Raw genomic sequence first — 14,960 nt, 5'->3', positions numbered from 1 at the left:
ACGGCTCCCAATCCGTTTCCCAAGACGTTCACGAACTCACAGGAAGACACGAAAAATGGCAGCGAAACAAGTCAAGTTCTCCGATGATGCACGCAAGCGCATGGCCCGCGGGGTCGACCTCCTGGCCAACGCCGTCAAGGCCACCCTGGGCCCGAAAGGCCGCAATGTGGTGCTCGAGAAGTCCTTCGGTGCGCCGACCGTCACCAAGGACGGCGTCTCCGTGGCCAAGGAGATCGAACTGAAGGACAAGTTCGAAAACATGGGCGCGCAAATGGTCAAGGAAGTCGCCTCGCGCACTTCCGATGACGCGGGTGACGGCACCACCACCGCCACCGTGCTGGCCCAGGCCATCATCACCGAAGGCATGAAGGGCGTGACCGCGGGCATGAACCCGATGGATCTCAAGCGCGGCATCGACAAGGCCATCACTACGGCCGTCAAGGAAATCCGCGCGCTTTCCGTGCCCTGCACCGACTCCAAGGCCATCGCCCAGGTGGGCACCATCTCCGCCAACGGCGATGCCAACATCGGCGAGATCATCGCCGACGCCATGCAGAAGGTCGGCAAGGAAGGCGTGATCACCGTCGATGAAGGTCGCGGCCTGGAAGACGAGCTGGAAGTCGTCGAAGGCATGCAGTTCGACCGCGGCTACCTGTCGCCCTACTTCGTGACCAACCAGGACACCATGCAGGTCGAGCTGGAAGACCCGTACATCCTGCTGGTCGACAAGAAGATCTCCAACATTCGCGAGCTGCTGCCGACGCTGGAAGCCGTCGCCAAGGCCGGCAAGCCGCTGGCGATCATCGCCGAGGACATCGAGGGCGAAGCCCTGGCCACCCTGGTGGTGAACACCATGCGCGGCATCGTCAAGGTCGCCGCCGCCAAGGCGCCCGGCTTCGGTGACCGTCGCAAGGCCATGCTGCAGGACATCGCCATCCTGACCAGCGGCACCGTGATCTCCGAAGAGGTCGGTCTGACCCTCGAGCAGGCCACTCTGGACCACCTGGGCACCGCCAAGCGCGTGACCATGTCCAAGGAGAACACCACCATCATCGACGGTAGCGGTGCAGAGGCCGACATCGAGGCACGCGTCAACCAGATCCGCGCCCAGATCGAGGAGACTTCCTCCGACTACGATCGCGAGAAGCTCCAGGAGCGCGTGGCCAAGCTGGCTGGCGGCGTGGCCGTCATCCGCGTCGGTGCCGCCACCGAAGTGGAGATGAAGGAGAAGAAGGCTCGCGTCGAGGACGCCCTGCACTCCACCCGTGCCGCCGTCGAGGAAGGCGTGGTGCCCGGTGGCGGTACCGCCCTGGTGCGCATCCTGGCCAAGGTCGCCGCAACCAAGGGCGACAACGAAGACCAGAACCATGGCATCGCCCTGGCCGTGCGTGCTCTCGAGGCCCCGCTGCGCCAGATCGTGACCAACGCCGGTGAAGAAGCCTCCGTGATCATCAACAAGGTCAAGGAAGGCGAAGGCAACTACGGCTACAACGCCCAGACCGGCGAGTTCGGCGACCTGTTCGAGATGGGTGTGCTGGACCCGGCCAAGGTGACCCGTACTGCCCTGCAGTCCGCCGGCTCCGTGGCAGGTCTCATGATCACCACCGAAGCCATGATCGCCGAGGATCCGGACGAGAAGGAATCCGCTCCGGACATGGGCGGCATGGGCGGCATGGGTGGCATGGGCGGCATGATGTAAGCCAGCCCCCACTGCCCCAGGCTTTGCCTGAGACAAGCCCCGCCGGCGACAGCCGGCGGGGTTTTTTCGTGCCGCCGCGGGCTGCGGGCAGCGAGTCGCGAGCGTTCTTGGTTTCGGCGCCTAGCCCGTAGCCCGTAGCCCGTAGCCCGTAGCCCGTAGCCCAAGTACACTACGGCCTGATTTTCGGTAACGCACGGCTACGAGATGCTCTCGAACATCCGCATCGTCCTCGTCCAGACCTACCACCCGGGCAACATCGGCCAGGCCGCCCGCGCCATGAAGACCATGGGCCTGACCGACCTGGCACTGGTCAACCCGCGCCAGTTTCCCGACTCGGAAGCCTCGCGGCTTGCCGCCGGCGCCGAGGACATCGTCGATGCCGCTCGGGTGGTGACATCGCTCGACGCTGCCATCGACGACTGCGTACAGGTAGTGGGCGCCAGCGCCCGCCTGCGAAGCCTTCCTCTACCCCACTACGACGAACCCGAAACGCTGGCACGGACCTTGGTCGAGCACGCCGAGAACGATCCGGTGGCACTGGTGTTCGGTCGCGAGCGATTCGGGCTCACCAACGACGAGATTCGCCGCTGCACGCATCAGGTGAGCATTCCCGCCAACCCCGACTACGGCATTCTCAACCTCGCCCAGGCGGTACAGGTGCTGGCCTACGAGACCTTCAAGGCGTGGCGCCAGCGCCCGGAGAGCGGCTACCGCCCCCCGCGCCCCCGCGGCGAACGTGCGCCCACTCGCGAGCAGCTCGATCACTTCCATGCCCACTTGTCACGAGTGCTGGCCGACAGCGGCTTTCTCACCCAGCCCCACGCCCGCACAGAGGCGCAGCTCCAGGCACTGTTCGCCCGGGCACAACCGAGTCGAAAGGAGCTGTCACTGTTGCGGGGGCTGCTCAGGGCGCTGGAACCCGCTAGCGACGAATAGCTCATGCGAACCGCCTGTCGCCGAAACGTCATTCCCTCGTCACTCGATCGTCATGCGTATCGGCGATAAAGGAATCGTTCCTTCGGGGACGGGCAACGGACACTGCCGCACCAAGCGACACGGATGCAGCCGGGCAAGGAGTTCGGCAGGGAGACAGGGCACCGGGACGGTGCCGATGGAGCGCTCACGCCACGGGAATCCCGTGGCGTTCTCTTTGCTTCAAGCCCCAGGCGCCGAATCCGCTTCCCTTTCTTCTCCGCTCAACGCTTCCCAGCCGGGTACGCCCTCTCGAATGCGCCGGGAAAACGCCGGATCGCTATCCGCAGCCAGCGCTCGTTCGACGATGCTGCCCCGATGATGCAGCGTCTTCAGAGTATGGCCCGGCCACAACCCTCCCACGCGATAGGCGTACTCCGGCAGTTTGCCGGTGAGCAGCAGGCGGTGATCGAGCGGCAGCACGGCACCCAGACGGCGAGCCATGGCGAACACCAGGGTCGTACAGTTGGCGGTGATGGTGTTGTAGAAACGCGGTTCGTGCGCCAGGCGGTTGGCCTCATCCACATACGCCAGCAGCAGCGAACGGATGGCGTGGCGCGACATGTCGAGGCGGTAGAGCCGTACCGTCTCGCCGCGCACGTTGCTGCGCAGGCGTACCGCATCGCGTTCGTCGGCGGCAACGATGGCCAGTTCGTACTGACGAAAGAAGCCACCGAGCTCTGAAAAACGCTCGCCCTTCTGGCGCCTCACCTCCACCGAAAAGACCACGAAGGCCTCGCCGCCGAAACCGAATGAGACCATCACGTGGGCGATGCCCGGCCGACCCCAGCTCGATACGATCAAGTCCGCCGAGTCGAGGCGTGCCAGGTCATACTCGCGCGCCTCCCAATGGACCCGCGCCCGGTTGCGGGTTTGCCAGTCGAAATGGCGCACGCGATCGAGCGTCAGCCGTTCGTCGGTGACGCGCCCCGTCGCCAGGTGCAGTACGTCGTCGGCCCAGGGGCGGTCATGGGTAGGACGCAGCCGAAACCACCACAGCGACAGGACCGCCAGCAGCGCGATTTGCCCGCCCAGCGCCGAGACGCGATGTCCCTGGAACCCCAGCGTCACCAGTCCAACCGCCATCACGGCCCACAGCGCCAAGGTCAGTCGACGCCAGGGGGACGGCAGGGAAAGCCGAAACCACAACGCCGCCGCTCCCCAGGCCATGCCCAGCGTCAGCAGCGTGAAAAGCGTACTCCATGCGAGTGCCAGTGCCATCGTCACTCATGCCTGCCCGAAACTGCCGGCAGGCTAGCACGTTTGATGAGGCCACGGCTCAACGGGATGACGCCCTTCACTCGGTGGGTGCGCACGAAACGGCAGGCGTCAGCCAATGACTGAACCCAGCCAACTCATCGCCCAGCTCGCCGCGAGTCACGCGTCGGTAGAGACGCTGCAGGCTGGCAGTCACGGAATCGTCGGCGATGGGCTCGCCCACGGCTGGTGCCCCCGCCCGCGCGCCGACATGGCGGCCGTCGAGCTCGCGCAGCGGCAGGATCTCCGCCGCCGTACCGGTGACGAAGGCCTCATCGGCCGTGTAGAGCTCGTCGCGGGTGATGCGCCGCTCGCACACCTCCAGGCCCAGCACGTCGCGCGCCAGGCGAATCACGCTGTCGCGGGTGATGCCCTGCAGGCAGGAGGTCACCTCGGGGGTATGCAACACGCCGTCGCGCACCAGAAAGACGTTGGCCGCCGAGGCCTCTGCAACGTATCCCTCCGGATCGAGCATCAGCGCCTCGTCGAAGCCGGCCTTGACCGCGGTGTTGAGCGCCAGCATGGAGTTGACGTAATGGCCGTTGGTCTTGGCGCGGCACAGACTGATATTGACATGGTGGCGCGCCCAGGAAGAGGTAAGGGCCCGAATGCCCACGGAAGCGGCCTCCGGCGACAGGTAATCGCCGAGATCCCAGGCGGCGATCATCACGTGAGTGGTGAGTCCTTTCGCTCGCAGTCCCAAGCCTTCGGCGCCCAGGAATACCGTGGGCTTGAGGTAAGCGTTGGTCAGACGGTTGCGTGCCAGACACTCCCGCTGCGCCTGGATCAGGGTGTCGGCACTGAAAGATAACGGTATATCTAGAGCGTGGGCGCTATCCAGCAAGCGTCGGGTGTGCTCGGCCACCCGAAAGAGGTGGCTGCCTCGAGCGCCTTCATAAGCGCGCACGCCTTCGAAGCAGCCCATACCGTAGTGCAGAGTGTGGGTCACCAGGTGGGTGCGTGCCTCGCGCCACGGCAGCCAGTCGCCGTCGTGCCACAACCAGCCGTCGCGATCGTAGAGTGGTGTCATGCGTTCTTCCCGAAAAGCTGTTGTTGCCAGCCATCGATCAGCTCACGCTGATGCGGCTGGAGCGCCTGATAGGCCCAGGCAGCGATCTCGTCGTTCTGCGGGTCGGGGACTTCGATGGCGCTGCCGGCCAGGGCCTGAATAACGGCATGCCCGCACAGCGGGGCATAGCCCTCGGAGTAGCCGCCCTCGTGGATCATGACCAGGCGGCCATCGCAGAGGCGTTCGGCCAGGGACTTGAGCTGTCGCGTCATGTCGCCGAAGGCGCGGCTGTTGAGCAGCATCTTGCCCAGCGGGTCCTTGGCGCAGGCGTCGTAGCCGCAGGCCACTACGATCAGTTCGGGAGCGAAGGCCTCGATGGCCGGTAACACCAGCTCGCCCATGGCGTATTCGTAGGCGCCGAGCCCACAGCCCGGCGGCAGCGGTAGGTTCACGTTGGCCCCTTCGCCCGCCCCACTGCCGCGCTCCGCGAACTCCCCGGTCTCCAGGGGAAAGTTGCCGGCCTGATGAATGGAGACGGTCAACACTTCGGGCTCTGCGTAGAAAGCCGTCTGCTGGCCGTTGCCGTGGTGCACGTCCCAGTCGAGGATCGCCACGCGCCCCACCTGGCCCAGCGCTCGGGCACGCATCACCGCCAGCGGCACGTTGCCGAGCAGGCAGAAGCCGCGCCCGCGATCCGCCTCGGCATGGTGACCCGGCGGGCGGCACAGAGCATAGGCGTTGGCCAGTTCGCCGGTGGCCACCGCTTCCACCGCGGCCATGGCCAACCCCGCCGACTGGCGCGCCGCAGCGAGGCTGCCGGGCGTATAAGGCGCACAATCGCCGCCGTCACCGCCGCGCTCACGGTCGCCGGCTTCCAGGGCATCGAGATAGCGTGCGGTATGGAAGCGCTCGAGATCCTCGCGGCCGGCCGGCGGCGCCTTGCGTACCGCCAGCTCGTCGATCAGCCCCGACACTTCCAGCAGGTTCTTGAGCCGCCGCTTGCTCTCGGGGCTCTCCGAGGCGGGTTGAGGCTGGAGAAACTCGCCCGGTGCGGAAAAGACGCCGATGGCGCCAGGATCGTGCCAGAAGCAGCGCTCGTGCCAATAGAAACCGGTCGGCTCGCTCATCCGCGTGCCTCGCGCTGCTCCCACACCTCGATGGCGGCGGCCAGGTCCTCCAGCGAGGCCCCCACCGACTTGAACAGCGTGATCGCGTCATCCGAAGACCGTCCGGGTTTCTGTCCCTTCAGCAGCTCGGCGAGATCGGCGCGAATGGCCTCGAAACTGAAGAGCCCTTCGTCGATGGCTTGGTGAATGTCTCCCGCCTCGCCCCGGGCGCCGGCATAGGTGTCGACGAACACCTCGCTGCGGACCAGGCACTCGCCGTCGGTCTCGCGCATGGAGGGACGGAAGGCACCAATCAGATCGAGATGCGTGCCGGGACGCAGCCATTCGCCACGAACCAGCGGCTCGGTAGAGAGCGTCACGCAACTGATCACGTCGGCTTCGGCGCTCGCCGCGGGCAGGTCGGTCACCGCCACGCTGTCGAAGCGATCGCGGTAAGCGTCAGCCAGGCGCTCGGCCTTTTCCGGGTTGCGCCCCCAGACGAGGACGCGCCGGATGCGTCGCACGGCGGCATGCGCCTCGATCACCATGGGCGCCAGCTTGCCGGTGCCCACCACCAGCAGAGTCTCGGCATCGGTGCGCGCCAGCTCGCGCGCCGCCAGCGCCGAGGCCGCCGCAGTACGGCGTCGCGTCAGCTCGCTGCCGTCCAGGCAGGCCAGGGGCCGGCCATGTTTTCCTTCGCTGAGCACATAGAGGCCGGAAATGGCCGGCACCCCGTGCTCCGCATTCTGAGGAAAGACATTGACCATCTTGACGCCGATGTAGCCGGCCGGCTCCCAGGCCGGCATCAACAGCATGGTGGCCTCTCCGTCAGGGCGATGCATGGCGTGGTGGTGGCGCGGCGGCGACTCCACGCCCTCACGGAAGGTGGCGGCCAGCCGCTCGATGAGCGCCGGCCAGGGCAACGCTGCCGCCACCTGTTCGCCGGTGATGATCTGCATCTCAACCCTCCGGCAGTGCGGCAGTGACCATGATTTCCACCTTCCACTCCGGCTTGGCCAGCTTCGCTTCCACGGCGGCACGAACCGGCGGCCGACCGGGCACCACCCAAGCATCCCAAGCAGCGTTCATGGCATCGAACTCGGCCATGCTGGTCACCCAGATCTGCGCGGCCAGCAGATGCTCCTTGGAAGTGCCCGCCTTTGCCAGCAGCGCATCGATGCGGGCCAGCACCTGTTCGGTCTGGCCACGCATGTCGGCCGTGGCATCGTCGGGCACCTGCCCGGCCAGATAGACGGTGCCGTTGTGAATGGTGATCTGGCTCATGCGAGCATTGCTGTCGTGATGGCTCACGCTCATGGTCGTCTCCTTGGGTAGACAGGCGGCCCCGCCGGACCGGGGGGTTACAATGCGTAATAGCCGCGCAGGAAGGCGGCCAGGTTGTCGCCCAGCGCGTCGGTGGGATAGCCCCCCTCCTGCACCAGAACGGTCGGCAACGAAAGCGTAGCCAGGCGCTCGCCGATGGCGGTGAAATCCGGAGTCGTCAACGTCATGCCCGCCAGCGGATCGTCCTTGTGGGTGTCCAGGCCCAGGGCGATGACCACGGCCTGCGGCTTGAACTCGGCCAGCCGCTCGAGCAGCTCATCCAGGGTCGCCAGCACGGCGTCGATGTCGCTGCCCAGGGGCAGAGGTCGATTGACGTTGGCCCCCAGTCCCTCGCCCATGCCCTCTTCGTCGACACCGCCCCAGAAGAAGGGGTAGAAGTCGCTGGGGTCGACGTGCAGCGAGCCGGTCCAGACATCGCCGCGATAGTAGAAGATGTCCTGGGTGCCGTTGCCATGGTGGAGGTCGACATCCAGAATCGCCACCCGCTGGAACTGCTCGCGCAGCACGGTGGCGGCCAGCGCCGAATTGTTCAAGAAGCAGAAACCGCCGGCACGATCCGGCCCGGCATGGTGCCCAGGTGGGCGGCACAGCGCATAGGCACTGCCGTGCCCGCCGAGCACCGCCTCGGCCGCCGCCTGGGCGCTGGCCGCGCTGGCGAGGATGCCGGCGAAGCTGTCGGCACCGATCGGGCAGGCCATGTCGTGCAGATGCCAACCGGCCCGCCCCACGGGATGCCTCGGGTAGTGGTGGCCGCCGCCGCACGGGTGAATGTTGGGAAGCACCAGCTCCGAGGCGTCGGGCAATTCCCGCCATTGCGCATGGATGGTCTCGAGAAAGGTCAGGTAGCGATCGGTATGGATTCGCGACAAACGCTGTCGCAGCAAAGGGCTATCCACTTGCGTGGGCGCGCTCAGCGACAGGCCCACCTCGGCCAGGCCGGCGGCCAGCAGTTGGGCACGCACCGGCCCCTCCGGCGAGCTGGTGGTCTGGCCGCGCACCTGGAAGCTTCCCGGCGCATGACGTTCCTGGTCGGGGTGGTAATAGAACATCATCCTCTGGGTCCTTGTGGTTCGGTCTCGTCATCGCTGCGCCGATCGTCGACGACGGCATCGGTACCGGCACCGATGCGCCGGTGACCTCGCCGCTGCGTCGCGCCATGGCTGGCATGGGGGAGCCGTTCCACTGTAGCGCCGCCTACCGCGAACGCAACACCCCAGGGTGGCTGTCGGACTCAACGCCGGTCGACGACGATATCCGAATGTCCCCGCGACGATCGGTCGAGACTGACAGCCTCCAGGACCCGATACCGCCGGCTCAGCAACGCCCCTGCTTGTGCAGGCCGGGCGGACAGAAGCCGCGTTCGGCGCGATGGTGCCCGCGGCCGTGTCCATGATGGCCACGGTCATCATCGAAGATCACCAGCGGTTCGGACTGGATACGCGCCGGCTGATAGCTGCAGCCAGCCATCAGCAAGGTAGTCGACAAGACGACGAGCAAGAACGGAAGAGTGCGCAACATGCCAAGCTCCAGAATGGTGAGGTTCGACGCCCATTCTAGCCAAGGCAACCCGCTCTACCCATGTGGCACACCGGCGACGCGACCGTCTCTCAATGGAGACAGTGGCAGAGTGTCGCAACACGCGCCATAGTGCTGAATTCTTAGTCTGCAAACGGGTCTCGCCTAACATGGACGCCATTCGCCGTCACGCGCTGTTATTGACGCTGCTTGGCAGCCTCGTCATCTCGCTGGCCATGGGTCTGCGCCACGGGTTCGGGCTCTTCCTCGAGCCCATGAGCAGCGACCTGGGCTGGGGCCGCGGCGTCTTCGCCTTTGCCCTGGCCGTCCAGAATCTGGCATGGGGGCTGGCCCAGCCTTTCGCGGGCGCCCTGGCCGACCGCTTCGGCGCCGCTCGCGCCATCGTCGCCGGTGGCACGCTCTACGCGCTGGGCCTGGCCTTCATGAGCCTTTCGGAATCGGCCCTGGGGATGACGCTCTCCGCCGGACTGTTGATCGGCCTGGGCCTCTCCGGCACCACTTTCTCCGTCGTGCTGGGTGCCGTGGGACGCGCCGTGGCTCCCGAAAAGCGCAGCCTGGCCATGGGCATCGTCAGCGCCGCCGGCTCCTTCGGCCAGTTCGCCATGCTGCCCGGCACCCTGGGCCTGCTGGAATGGCTGGGCTGGTCATCGGCGCTGCTGGTGATGGGCGCCATCGCCGCGCTGATGCTGCCGCTGGGCGCCTGCCTGCGCGACCGCCCCAAGCCGGCCACCGGTGGAGACATCTCCTTGCGTGCGGCACTCGACGAGGCCACGGGGCACCGCGGCTTCTGGCTGCTCTGCCTGGGTTTCTTCGTGTGCGGTTTCCAGGTGGTGTTCATCGGCGTACACCTGCCCGGCTACCTGTTCGACAACGGCATCGCGGTTCACGTCGGCAGCACCGTGCTGGCTCTCGTGGGGTTGTTCAACATCGTCGGTACCTACACCGCCGGCTGGCTGGGCGGCAGCTACTCCAAGCCACGCCTGCTCACCTGGCTCTACCTGACCCGCGGCGTAGTGATCACCCTCTTTCTGGTGGTGCCGCTCAGCCCGATCAGCGCCTATGTCTTCGGCATCGCCATCGGCCTGCTGTGGCTCTCCACGGTACCGCTGACCAACGGCATCGTGGCCGCGGTATTCGGCGTGCGACACCTGTCGATGCTGGGCGGCATCGTCTTTCTCTTCCACCAGGTGGGATCGTTCATGGGCGTGTGGCTCGGCGGTTACCTCTACGATCTCACTGGCGACTATGCCGTGGTGTGGAAGCTCACCGTCATGCTCGCCGTGGTGGCCGCCGTCCTGCACTGGTTCATCGATGAAGCCCCCATCCACCGGCCCGCTCCGGAAGAGGCCAAGGCATGACGCGCCTCTTCCCGGCACGCCTCGCGACCTGCTGATTGTCGCTGAACGAGGCCGCGCAGCCGTGCGTTCCCGATCAAGGCTCGGGCACAGGCTCGACGGCGGCCGCAATGGGCCGCCCCGGAGTGAGGGCGCGGCGAAGCTCCGGCGCCATCGCCGCGAAGGCCGCGTCCGGCTCGGCACCCAGGCCGTCCAGCACCTTGGTGAAGAAGGCCCGTGCCGCGGCCACGGCCACGATGTCGAAGATCTCGGCATCGGTGAGGCCATGGCCGCGCAGCCGGTCGATGTCGACCTGCTCGACACTCGCCGCGTCCACGGCCACCTTGCGAGCAAAGGCCACCACCGCTCGCTCCGCGGCACTCAGCGACGTCGCCTCGCGCGCCTCGGCAATGGCCTGCACCGTCGTCGCGTCGACCAGTTCGGCCAGTGCCCGGCCGTGAGCCAACGCACAGTAGCTGTTGCCGAGCGCTGCGGCCGCAGCCAGGGTCACCAGCTCGAAGCGGCGCGGCTCGACGTGCCGCCGGATGCTCGCCAGCAGGCCCGCCCAGCTCGCCATCACCTCGGGGCGATGACTGAACAGCCGTGCGTAGTTGGGCAGAAAGCCGAAGTGGCGGCGCTGACGCTCGTACATCGCCTGCACTTCCGCCGAGGCCCGTTCGGGGTCCAGGGTTTCGATGAAAGCCATGGTCATCTCCTCCTATTGACTAGCGTCACTGGCGCTCAGGCTGTGGTCATCCGGGGATGCAACCATCCGGGCAGCAGGTCGTCGGGATCGATCTCGACGCTGCGGTCGAAGGCGATGCCCTGAGCCTCGAGCCGCCGGCGCAGCGAGCCGTTGCGCCAGGCGTCGAAGAGCGCCGTGCAACCGCCCATGGGCTCACCGCCGATGAAGACCTGCGGAATGGTGACGCTCCCGGTCCGCGCGGCCAGCACGGGGCGAATCCGGCCACCCAGATCGTCCGACTGGTAGGCGACCGAGTCGAGGTCGACGCTGTGGTAGGCGATGCCCAGGCGCGCGAAGAACTTGCGCACCGACCAGCAGAACTCGCACCACTCCAGCGCGAACATCACCACCGGCTCGCTGGCCAGAAGCGTCTCGACCAGGCGTTCGGCCTCGGCATCCTGCTCGTCGGCACGGAGCGGTACGCCTGGCGACGCAGGCTGGCCGGCCGCAGCAGCGCCGAACCGGTAGCCTGGCGTGGAGCGCGACAGGGCCAGCTCGGCATCGTCCATCGCCTCGCCGATGCCCTCGAAGAGGGGGGTGGAGAGGTAGCGCTCGCCGGTATCCGGCAGCATGCAGACGATGTTGCTGCCAGGCGGCGAACGGCGCGCCACCTGGAGGGCGGCGGCCAGGGTGGCGCCGCTCGTGGTACCGGCGAAGATCCCTTCGCGACGCGCCAACTCGCGGGTCAGGCGCAGCGCCTCGTCTCCCGCCACCGGCAACACCTCGTCGATCAGGCCGGCGGCCACGGCATCCTCGGTGAGCCGCGACAGGAAATCGGGGCTCCACCCCTGCATCAGGTGGGGACGGAAGCGCGGATGGCTGGCCGTGAGTTCTCCCGCGGCGTCGCGGGGCTGGCCCAGGCCGCTGCCGAGCATCGGCGCATTGTCCGGCTCGGCCACCACGATGCGCGTGGCCGGACTGGCCAGCTTCAGCACGCTGGCCACCCCCTTGAGGGTGCCACCGGTACCGAACCCCGAGACCCAGGCGTGCAGCGGTTCATCCGCGAAATCCGCCAGGATCTCGCGGGCGGTGGTGCGAACATGCGCATCGGCGTTGGCCTCGTTCTCGAACTGGCGACAGAGGTAGTAACCGTGGGCCTCGGCGAGCTCGATCGCCTTGTTGAGCATGCCGGTGCCCTTCTCCGCCGCCGGAGTCAGTACCACGCGAGCGCCCAGGTAGCGCAGCAGCTTGCGCCGCTCCACGCTGAAGTTCTCGGCCATGGTCACCACCAGCGGATAGCCCTTGCGGGCACAGACCATGGCCAGCCCGATACCGGTGTTGCCGCTGGTAGCCTCGATCACCGTCTGTCCGGGGCGCAGTTCGCCACTGCGCTCGGCGGCCTCGATCACCGCCAGCGCCATGCGGTCCTTCACCGATCCCATGGGATTGAACGCCTCGACCTTGACGTAGAGATTCACCCCGGCGGGCGCCAGGGCGTCAAGGCGCACCAGTGGCGTGTTGCCGATGGTCTCCAGAATGCTGTCGTAACGGGCCATGATGCCTCCCTCAGTGTGTCGTGCCGGAATGGTCGTCCCAGCATCGACTCGCTCCGGGAGAGCGGGCGTGGAAATCAGCGTGGTTTTTGCCGTTTCCGGCGTGTGAATGCAGTAGTCTGGAACGGTACATGGAGCGGCTATACTCAGGAAGGGTCCCTCACCGAGGCGCGAGCCATGAGCGCGCTGACCCTCAACCTGCTGGGCGATCTCGAAGTGATTCGAGACGGCCAGGCCGTGCCGTTGCCACCCTCGAAGAAGACCCGTGCGCTGCTCGCCTACCTCGCCCTGCACGCGCGCCCGTTCAGTCGCGAGCACCTCTGCGACCTGTTGTGGGAGTTGCCCGACGACCCGCGTGGCTCGTTGCGCTGGAGCCTCTCCAAACTGCGCCGTCTGGTGGACGACCCAGGCCACCCCCGCTTGATCGCCGACCGCCTCAGCGTGAGCCTCGACACCCGGGCCATGGACATCGACGTGAACGCCCTGCATGCGGCGCTCGACACCCACGCCGAAACCAGCGACCCGGCTACCCTCGAGGCCATCGCCGCCCGTTACCGTGGCCCCTTCCTGGAAGGGCTCGATCTGGCGAACCTGCACGACTTTCACAGCTGGTGCCTGGCCGAGCGCGAGCGCGCCCTGCGCGCCCAGACCACCCTGCTCGCCGCGCTGGTCGAGCGGCTGGCGACATCATCGCCCGAGCGGGCCCTGCCCCATGCCTACGCCCTGGTGCGACTCTCGCCCTTCGACGAGAAGGCCCGGGCCAAGCTCATCGAGTTGCTGTTGACGCTGCGCCGCCCTCGGGCGGCCGACCATCACTTCCAGCAGGGGCTGCGCTTGCTCAAGCAAGCGGGCATTGCCTCCAGCGGCGCCCTGCTGCGCGCCCGTCGAGGCACCGCCGCCCAAGGCGTCACCGCCTCACCGTACCGCTCGGCCGAAGTTCCGCCGAGTGCGACCCAGCCAGCCACGACGGAGACGGTCCCGGATCTGCCATGGGAAGACCGGATGGAGGCCGCGCTGGAGCGCCTCGCCCCGGACGTTCGGGAGGTTCTGGACTGGGCCGCCGTGCTCAGCCCCCGCCTCGACGCCGCGACGCTCGGTCGGGTCAGCGGCCTGGACGACGCGCACATCGGGGCGGCGCTGGAAGTCGCCGAACGTCTGCAGTTCCTCGAGGCGACCGAGGGCGGACTGCGTTTCTCCCACGAGAGGGTGGCCCACCGCCTCTATGCGGGGATCTCGGTGGCACGGCGCCAGCTCATGCACCGTCACCTCGCCGAACGGCTGGCCCAGGACCCGGCGCTGGAGCTCGAGCACGCCGACGATCTGGCGCACCACGCCCGGCTCAGCGGCGACCCGGAGCTGGCGACCCGCGCCCTGGTCACTGCCGGCCGGCTGTGCCTGCGTTTCTGTGCCAACGAGCAGGCCCAGCGTCTTGCCCAGGAGGGGATCGCTCAGGCGGAACGGCTCTCCGGCGGCCGACGCCTCTGCCTGCTGCTGGAACTGCACGAGGTACTGCTCAGCGCCGCGCCCCTCGACGATTGGGAAGCCACCGCCGAGACGCTGGTCATGCTGGCCGAACGGGCACTGGAACATGGCGCCCTGGCCCACGCCCGACTCGGTTACCAGCTGGCCAGCCATCTGCGCTGGGCCCACGGCCAGTGGGCGAACGCCCGTGAAGAAGCGCTGCAATCGGAGCGCGTGACGCGCAGTGCCGACGACACGGAACAGATCATCGCCATGGCGGAAACGGCCAAATGCCTGGCCATGCTGGAGCGCGACCTGGACCAGGCCCGCGCCATGCTGGCAGACGCCCAGAAACTGGCCACCCAGCGCCGGCTGAGTCATCCGGCCCTGCCCATGGCCGAAGGCCTGCTGGCCTGGCACGCCGACCGCCAGGACGAAGCCGAGACCCACTTCAAGGAGGCCCGCACCCTGTGCAAGGCCGGTGGCGACCGACTCGGCGAGTTCCAGGCCAACGAGTCTCTGATGATGATGGCCGTCGAACACGGCCGGTTCGACGACGCCCAGGCCCGCTGCGCCGTTCTGGCGGCACTCGGCGAGCGGTTGCGTGACGGCAGCGAAGCCCCCTTCGCCCATGCCGCCCAGGGCCTGTGCCACTACGCCCTGACCGACGATGCCGCCCCGCTCGAGGCCGCCCTCGGCGCGCTGCGCGATGCCGATGCCAAGCACCGTCTTGCCTGGCTACTGAACCGCACCGCCCGCCTCGACCTGCAGCGAGCACGTCCGGCCGCCGCCGTGATGCATGCCCGGGAAGCCCTCGCCTGCGCACAGACCCTGGAGCGCGCCAGCGAACAATGGGTCGCCCATCGGCTCCTCGTCGAGGCCCATCGGGCACTGGACGAGCTCGCCGCCGCCCGCTCGCACGCCGCGGACATGGCCGCCCTCGACCAAGCACCGGTAGCGCTCTGGGCCCGACGCGGCCAGATTGCCGAATGACCGATCACGAA

The 14,960-nt window shown here is 67.5% G+C and carries 13 protein-coding genes; 4 read left to right on the top strand and 9 right to left on the bottom strand.

The window, feature by feature from the left end; all coding sequences use genetic code 11:
• Positions 1-55: 55 nt before the first annotated feature.
• Positions 56-1,699 (top strand): chaperonin GroEL, encoded by a 1,644-nt coding sequence (gene groL / locus BLP96_RS08850; protein ID WP_089685272.1) that lies wholly within the window; start codon positions 56-58, stop codon positions 1,697-1,699.
• 204 nt (positions 1,700-1,903) lie between these two features.
• Positions 1,904-2,635 (top strand): RNA methyltransferase, encoded by a 732-nt coding sequence (locus BLP96_RS08845; protein ID WP_089685270.1) that lies wholly within the window; start codon positions 1,904-1,906, stop codon positions 2,633-2,635.
• A 219-nt stretch (positions 2,636-2,854) separates the two neighbouring features.
• Here the strand turns inward: BLP96_RS08845 and BLP96_RS08840 are convergent, their stop codons facing one another.
• From BLP96_RS08840 to BLP96_RS08810, 7 genes are all read right to left on the bottom strand, one after another.
• Complete coding sequence (locus BLP96_RS08840; RefSeq protein ID WP_089685268.1) at positions 2,855-3,892, bottom strand: Lnb N-terminal periplasmic domain-containing protein; 1,038 nt, start codon at positions 3,890-3,892, stop codon at positions 2,855-2,857.
• Positions 3,893-3,968: 76 nt separating this feature from the next.
• Positions 3,969-4,958, bottom strand: coding sequence for a branched-chain amino acid transaminase (locus BLP96_RS08835; RefSeq protein ID WP_089685266.1), 990 nt, complete (start codon positions 4,956-4,958; stop codon positions 3,969-3,971).
• A complete protein-coding gene (locus tag BLP96_RS08830) occupies positions 4,955-6,064 on the bottom strand; it encodes a class II histone deacetylase (protein WP_089685264.1) in 1,110 nt (369 codons plus the stop codon). The genes BLP96_RS08835 and BLP96_RS08830 overlap by 4 nt, the downstream gene beginning before the upstream one ends.
• Entirely contained in the window at positions 6,061-7,002 is a 942-nt protein-coding gene (gene lhpI / locus BLP96_RS08825) for a bifunctional Delta(1)-pyrroline-2-carboxylate/Delta(1)-piperideine-2-carboxylate reductase (protein ID WP_089685263.1), read from the bottom strand. Before lhpI ends, BLP96_RS08830 begins: the two co-directional genes overlap by 4 nt.
• Before the next feature lies 1 nt (position 7,003).
• Complete coding sequence (locus tag BLP96_RS08820; protein ID WP_089685261.1) at positions 7,004-7,360, bottom strand: RidA family protein; 357 nt, start codon at positions 7,358-7,360, stop codon at positions 7,004-7,006.
• Between the two features lie 44 nt (positions 7,361-7,404).
• Positions 7,405-8,439: a histone deacetylase family protein gene (locus tag BLP96_RS08815; protein ID WP_089685259.1), complete on the bottom strand. Its 1,035-nt coding sequence runs from the start codon at positions 8,437-8,439 to the stop codon at positions 7,405-7,407.
• A 262-nt stretch (positions 8,440-8,701) separates the two neighbouring features.
• Positions 8,702-8,905 (bottom strand): hypothetical protein, encoded by a 204-nt coding sequence (locus tag BLP96_RS08810; RefSeq protein WP_089685258.1) that lies wholly within the window; start codon positions 8,903-8,905, stop codon positions 8,702-8,704.
• Between the two features lie 167 nt (positions 8,906-9,072).
• Between BLP96_RS08810 and BLP96_RS08805 the strand changes: the two genes are divergently transcribed.
• Positions 9,073-10,281, top strand: coding sequence for an MFS transporter (locus tag BLP96_RS08805; protein WP_089685256.1), 1,209 nt, complete (start codon positions 9,073-9,075; stop codon positions 10,279-10,281).
• Positions 10,282-10,354: 73 nt separating this feature from the next.
• Here BLP96_RS08805 and BLP96_RS08800 read toward each other — a convergent pair whose 3' ends face one another.
• Positions 10,355-10,963 carry a peroxidase-related enzyme gene (locus BLP96_RS08800; protein WP_089685254.1) on the bottom strand — a complete coding sequence of 203 codons (609 nt, stop codon included), beginning with the start codon at positions 10,961-10,963 and terminating at the stop codon, positions 10,355-10,357.
• A 35-nt stretch (positions 10,964-10,998) separates the two neighbouring features.
• On the bottom strand, positions 10,999-12,498 hold the full coding sequence (locus BLP96_RS08795; protein ID WP_218118593.1) for a pyridoxal-phosphate dependent enzyme: 1,500 nt from the start codon (positions 12,496-12,498) through the stop codon (positions 10,999-11,001).
• 174 nt (positions 12,499-12,672) lie between these two features.
• On the opposite strand from BLP96_RS08795, the gene BLP96_RS08790 reads away from it, so the two are divergent.
• Complete coding sequence (locus BLP96_RS08790; protein WP_143005091.1) at positions 12,673-14,949, top strand: ATP-binding protein; 2,277 nt, start codon at positions 12,673-12,675, stop codon at positions 14,947-14,949.
• The last annotated feature ends 11 nt before the right edge of the window (positions 14,950-14,960 follow it).

It is taken from the genome of Billgrantia gudaonensis, assembly GCF_900100195.1.
Classification (GTDB): domain Bacteria; phylum Pseudomonadota; class Gammaproteobacteria; order Pseudomonadales; family Halomonadaceae; genus Halomonas; species Halomonas gudaonensis.
The sequence above is the reverse complement of the archived record's forward strand: the minus strand, read 5'-3'. Positions and strand labels throughout refer to the sequence as shown.

Coding starts and splice junctions, on each gene's coding strand:
- BLP96_RS08805 (WP_089685256.1), top strand. CDS start 9,073: ATGGACGCCATTCGCCGTCACGCGCTGTTATTGACGCTGCTTGGCAGC.
- BLP96_RS08840 (WP_089685268.1), bottom strand. CDS start 3,892: ATGGCACTGGCACTCGCATGGAGTACGCTTTTCACGCTGCTGACGCTG.
- BLP96_RS08790 (WP_143005091.1), top strand. CDS start 12,673: ATGAGCGCGCTGACCCTCAACCTGCTGGGCGATCTCGAAGTGATTCGA.
- BLP96_RS08845 (WP_089685270.1), top strand. CDS start 1,904: ATGCTCTCGAACATCCGCATCGTCCTCGTCCAGACCTACCACCCGGGC.
- BLP96_RS08820 (WP_089685261.1), bottom strand. CDS start 7,360: ATGAGCGTGAGCCATCACGACAGCAATGCTCGCATGAGCCAGATCACC.
- BLP96_RS08795 (WP_218118593.1), bottom strand. CDS start 12,498: ATGGCCCGTTACGACAGCATTCTGGAGACCATCGGCAACACGCCACTG.
- BLP96_RS08835 (WP_089685266.1), bottom strand. CDS start 4,958: ATGACACCACTCTACGATCGCGACGGCTGGTTGTGGCACGACGGCGAC.
- lhpI (WP_089685263.1), bottom strand. CDS start 7,002: ATGCAGATCATCACCGGCGAACAGGTGGCGGCAGCGTTGCCCTGGCCG.
- BLP96_RS08815 (WP_089685259.1), bottom strand. CDS start 8,439: ATGATGTTCTATTACCACCCCGACCAGGAACGTCATGCGCCGGGAAGC.
- groL (WP_089685272.1), top strand. CDS start 56: ATGGCAGCGAAACAAGTCAAGTTCTCCGATGATGCACGCAAGCGCATG.
- BLP96_RS08800 (WP_089685254.1), bottom strand. CDS start 10,963: ATGGCTTTCATCGAAACCCTGGACCCCGAACGGGCCTCGGCGGAAGTG.
- BLP96_RS08830 (WP_089685264.1), bottom strand. CDS start 6,064: ATGAGCGAGCCGACCGGTTTCTATTGGCACGAGCGCTGCTTCTGGCAC.
- BLP96_RS08810 (WP_089685258.1), bottom strand. CDS start 8,905: ATGTTGCGCACTCTTCCGTTCTTGCTCGTCGTCTTGTCGACTACCTTG.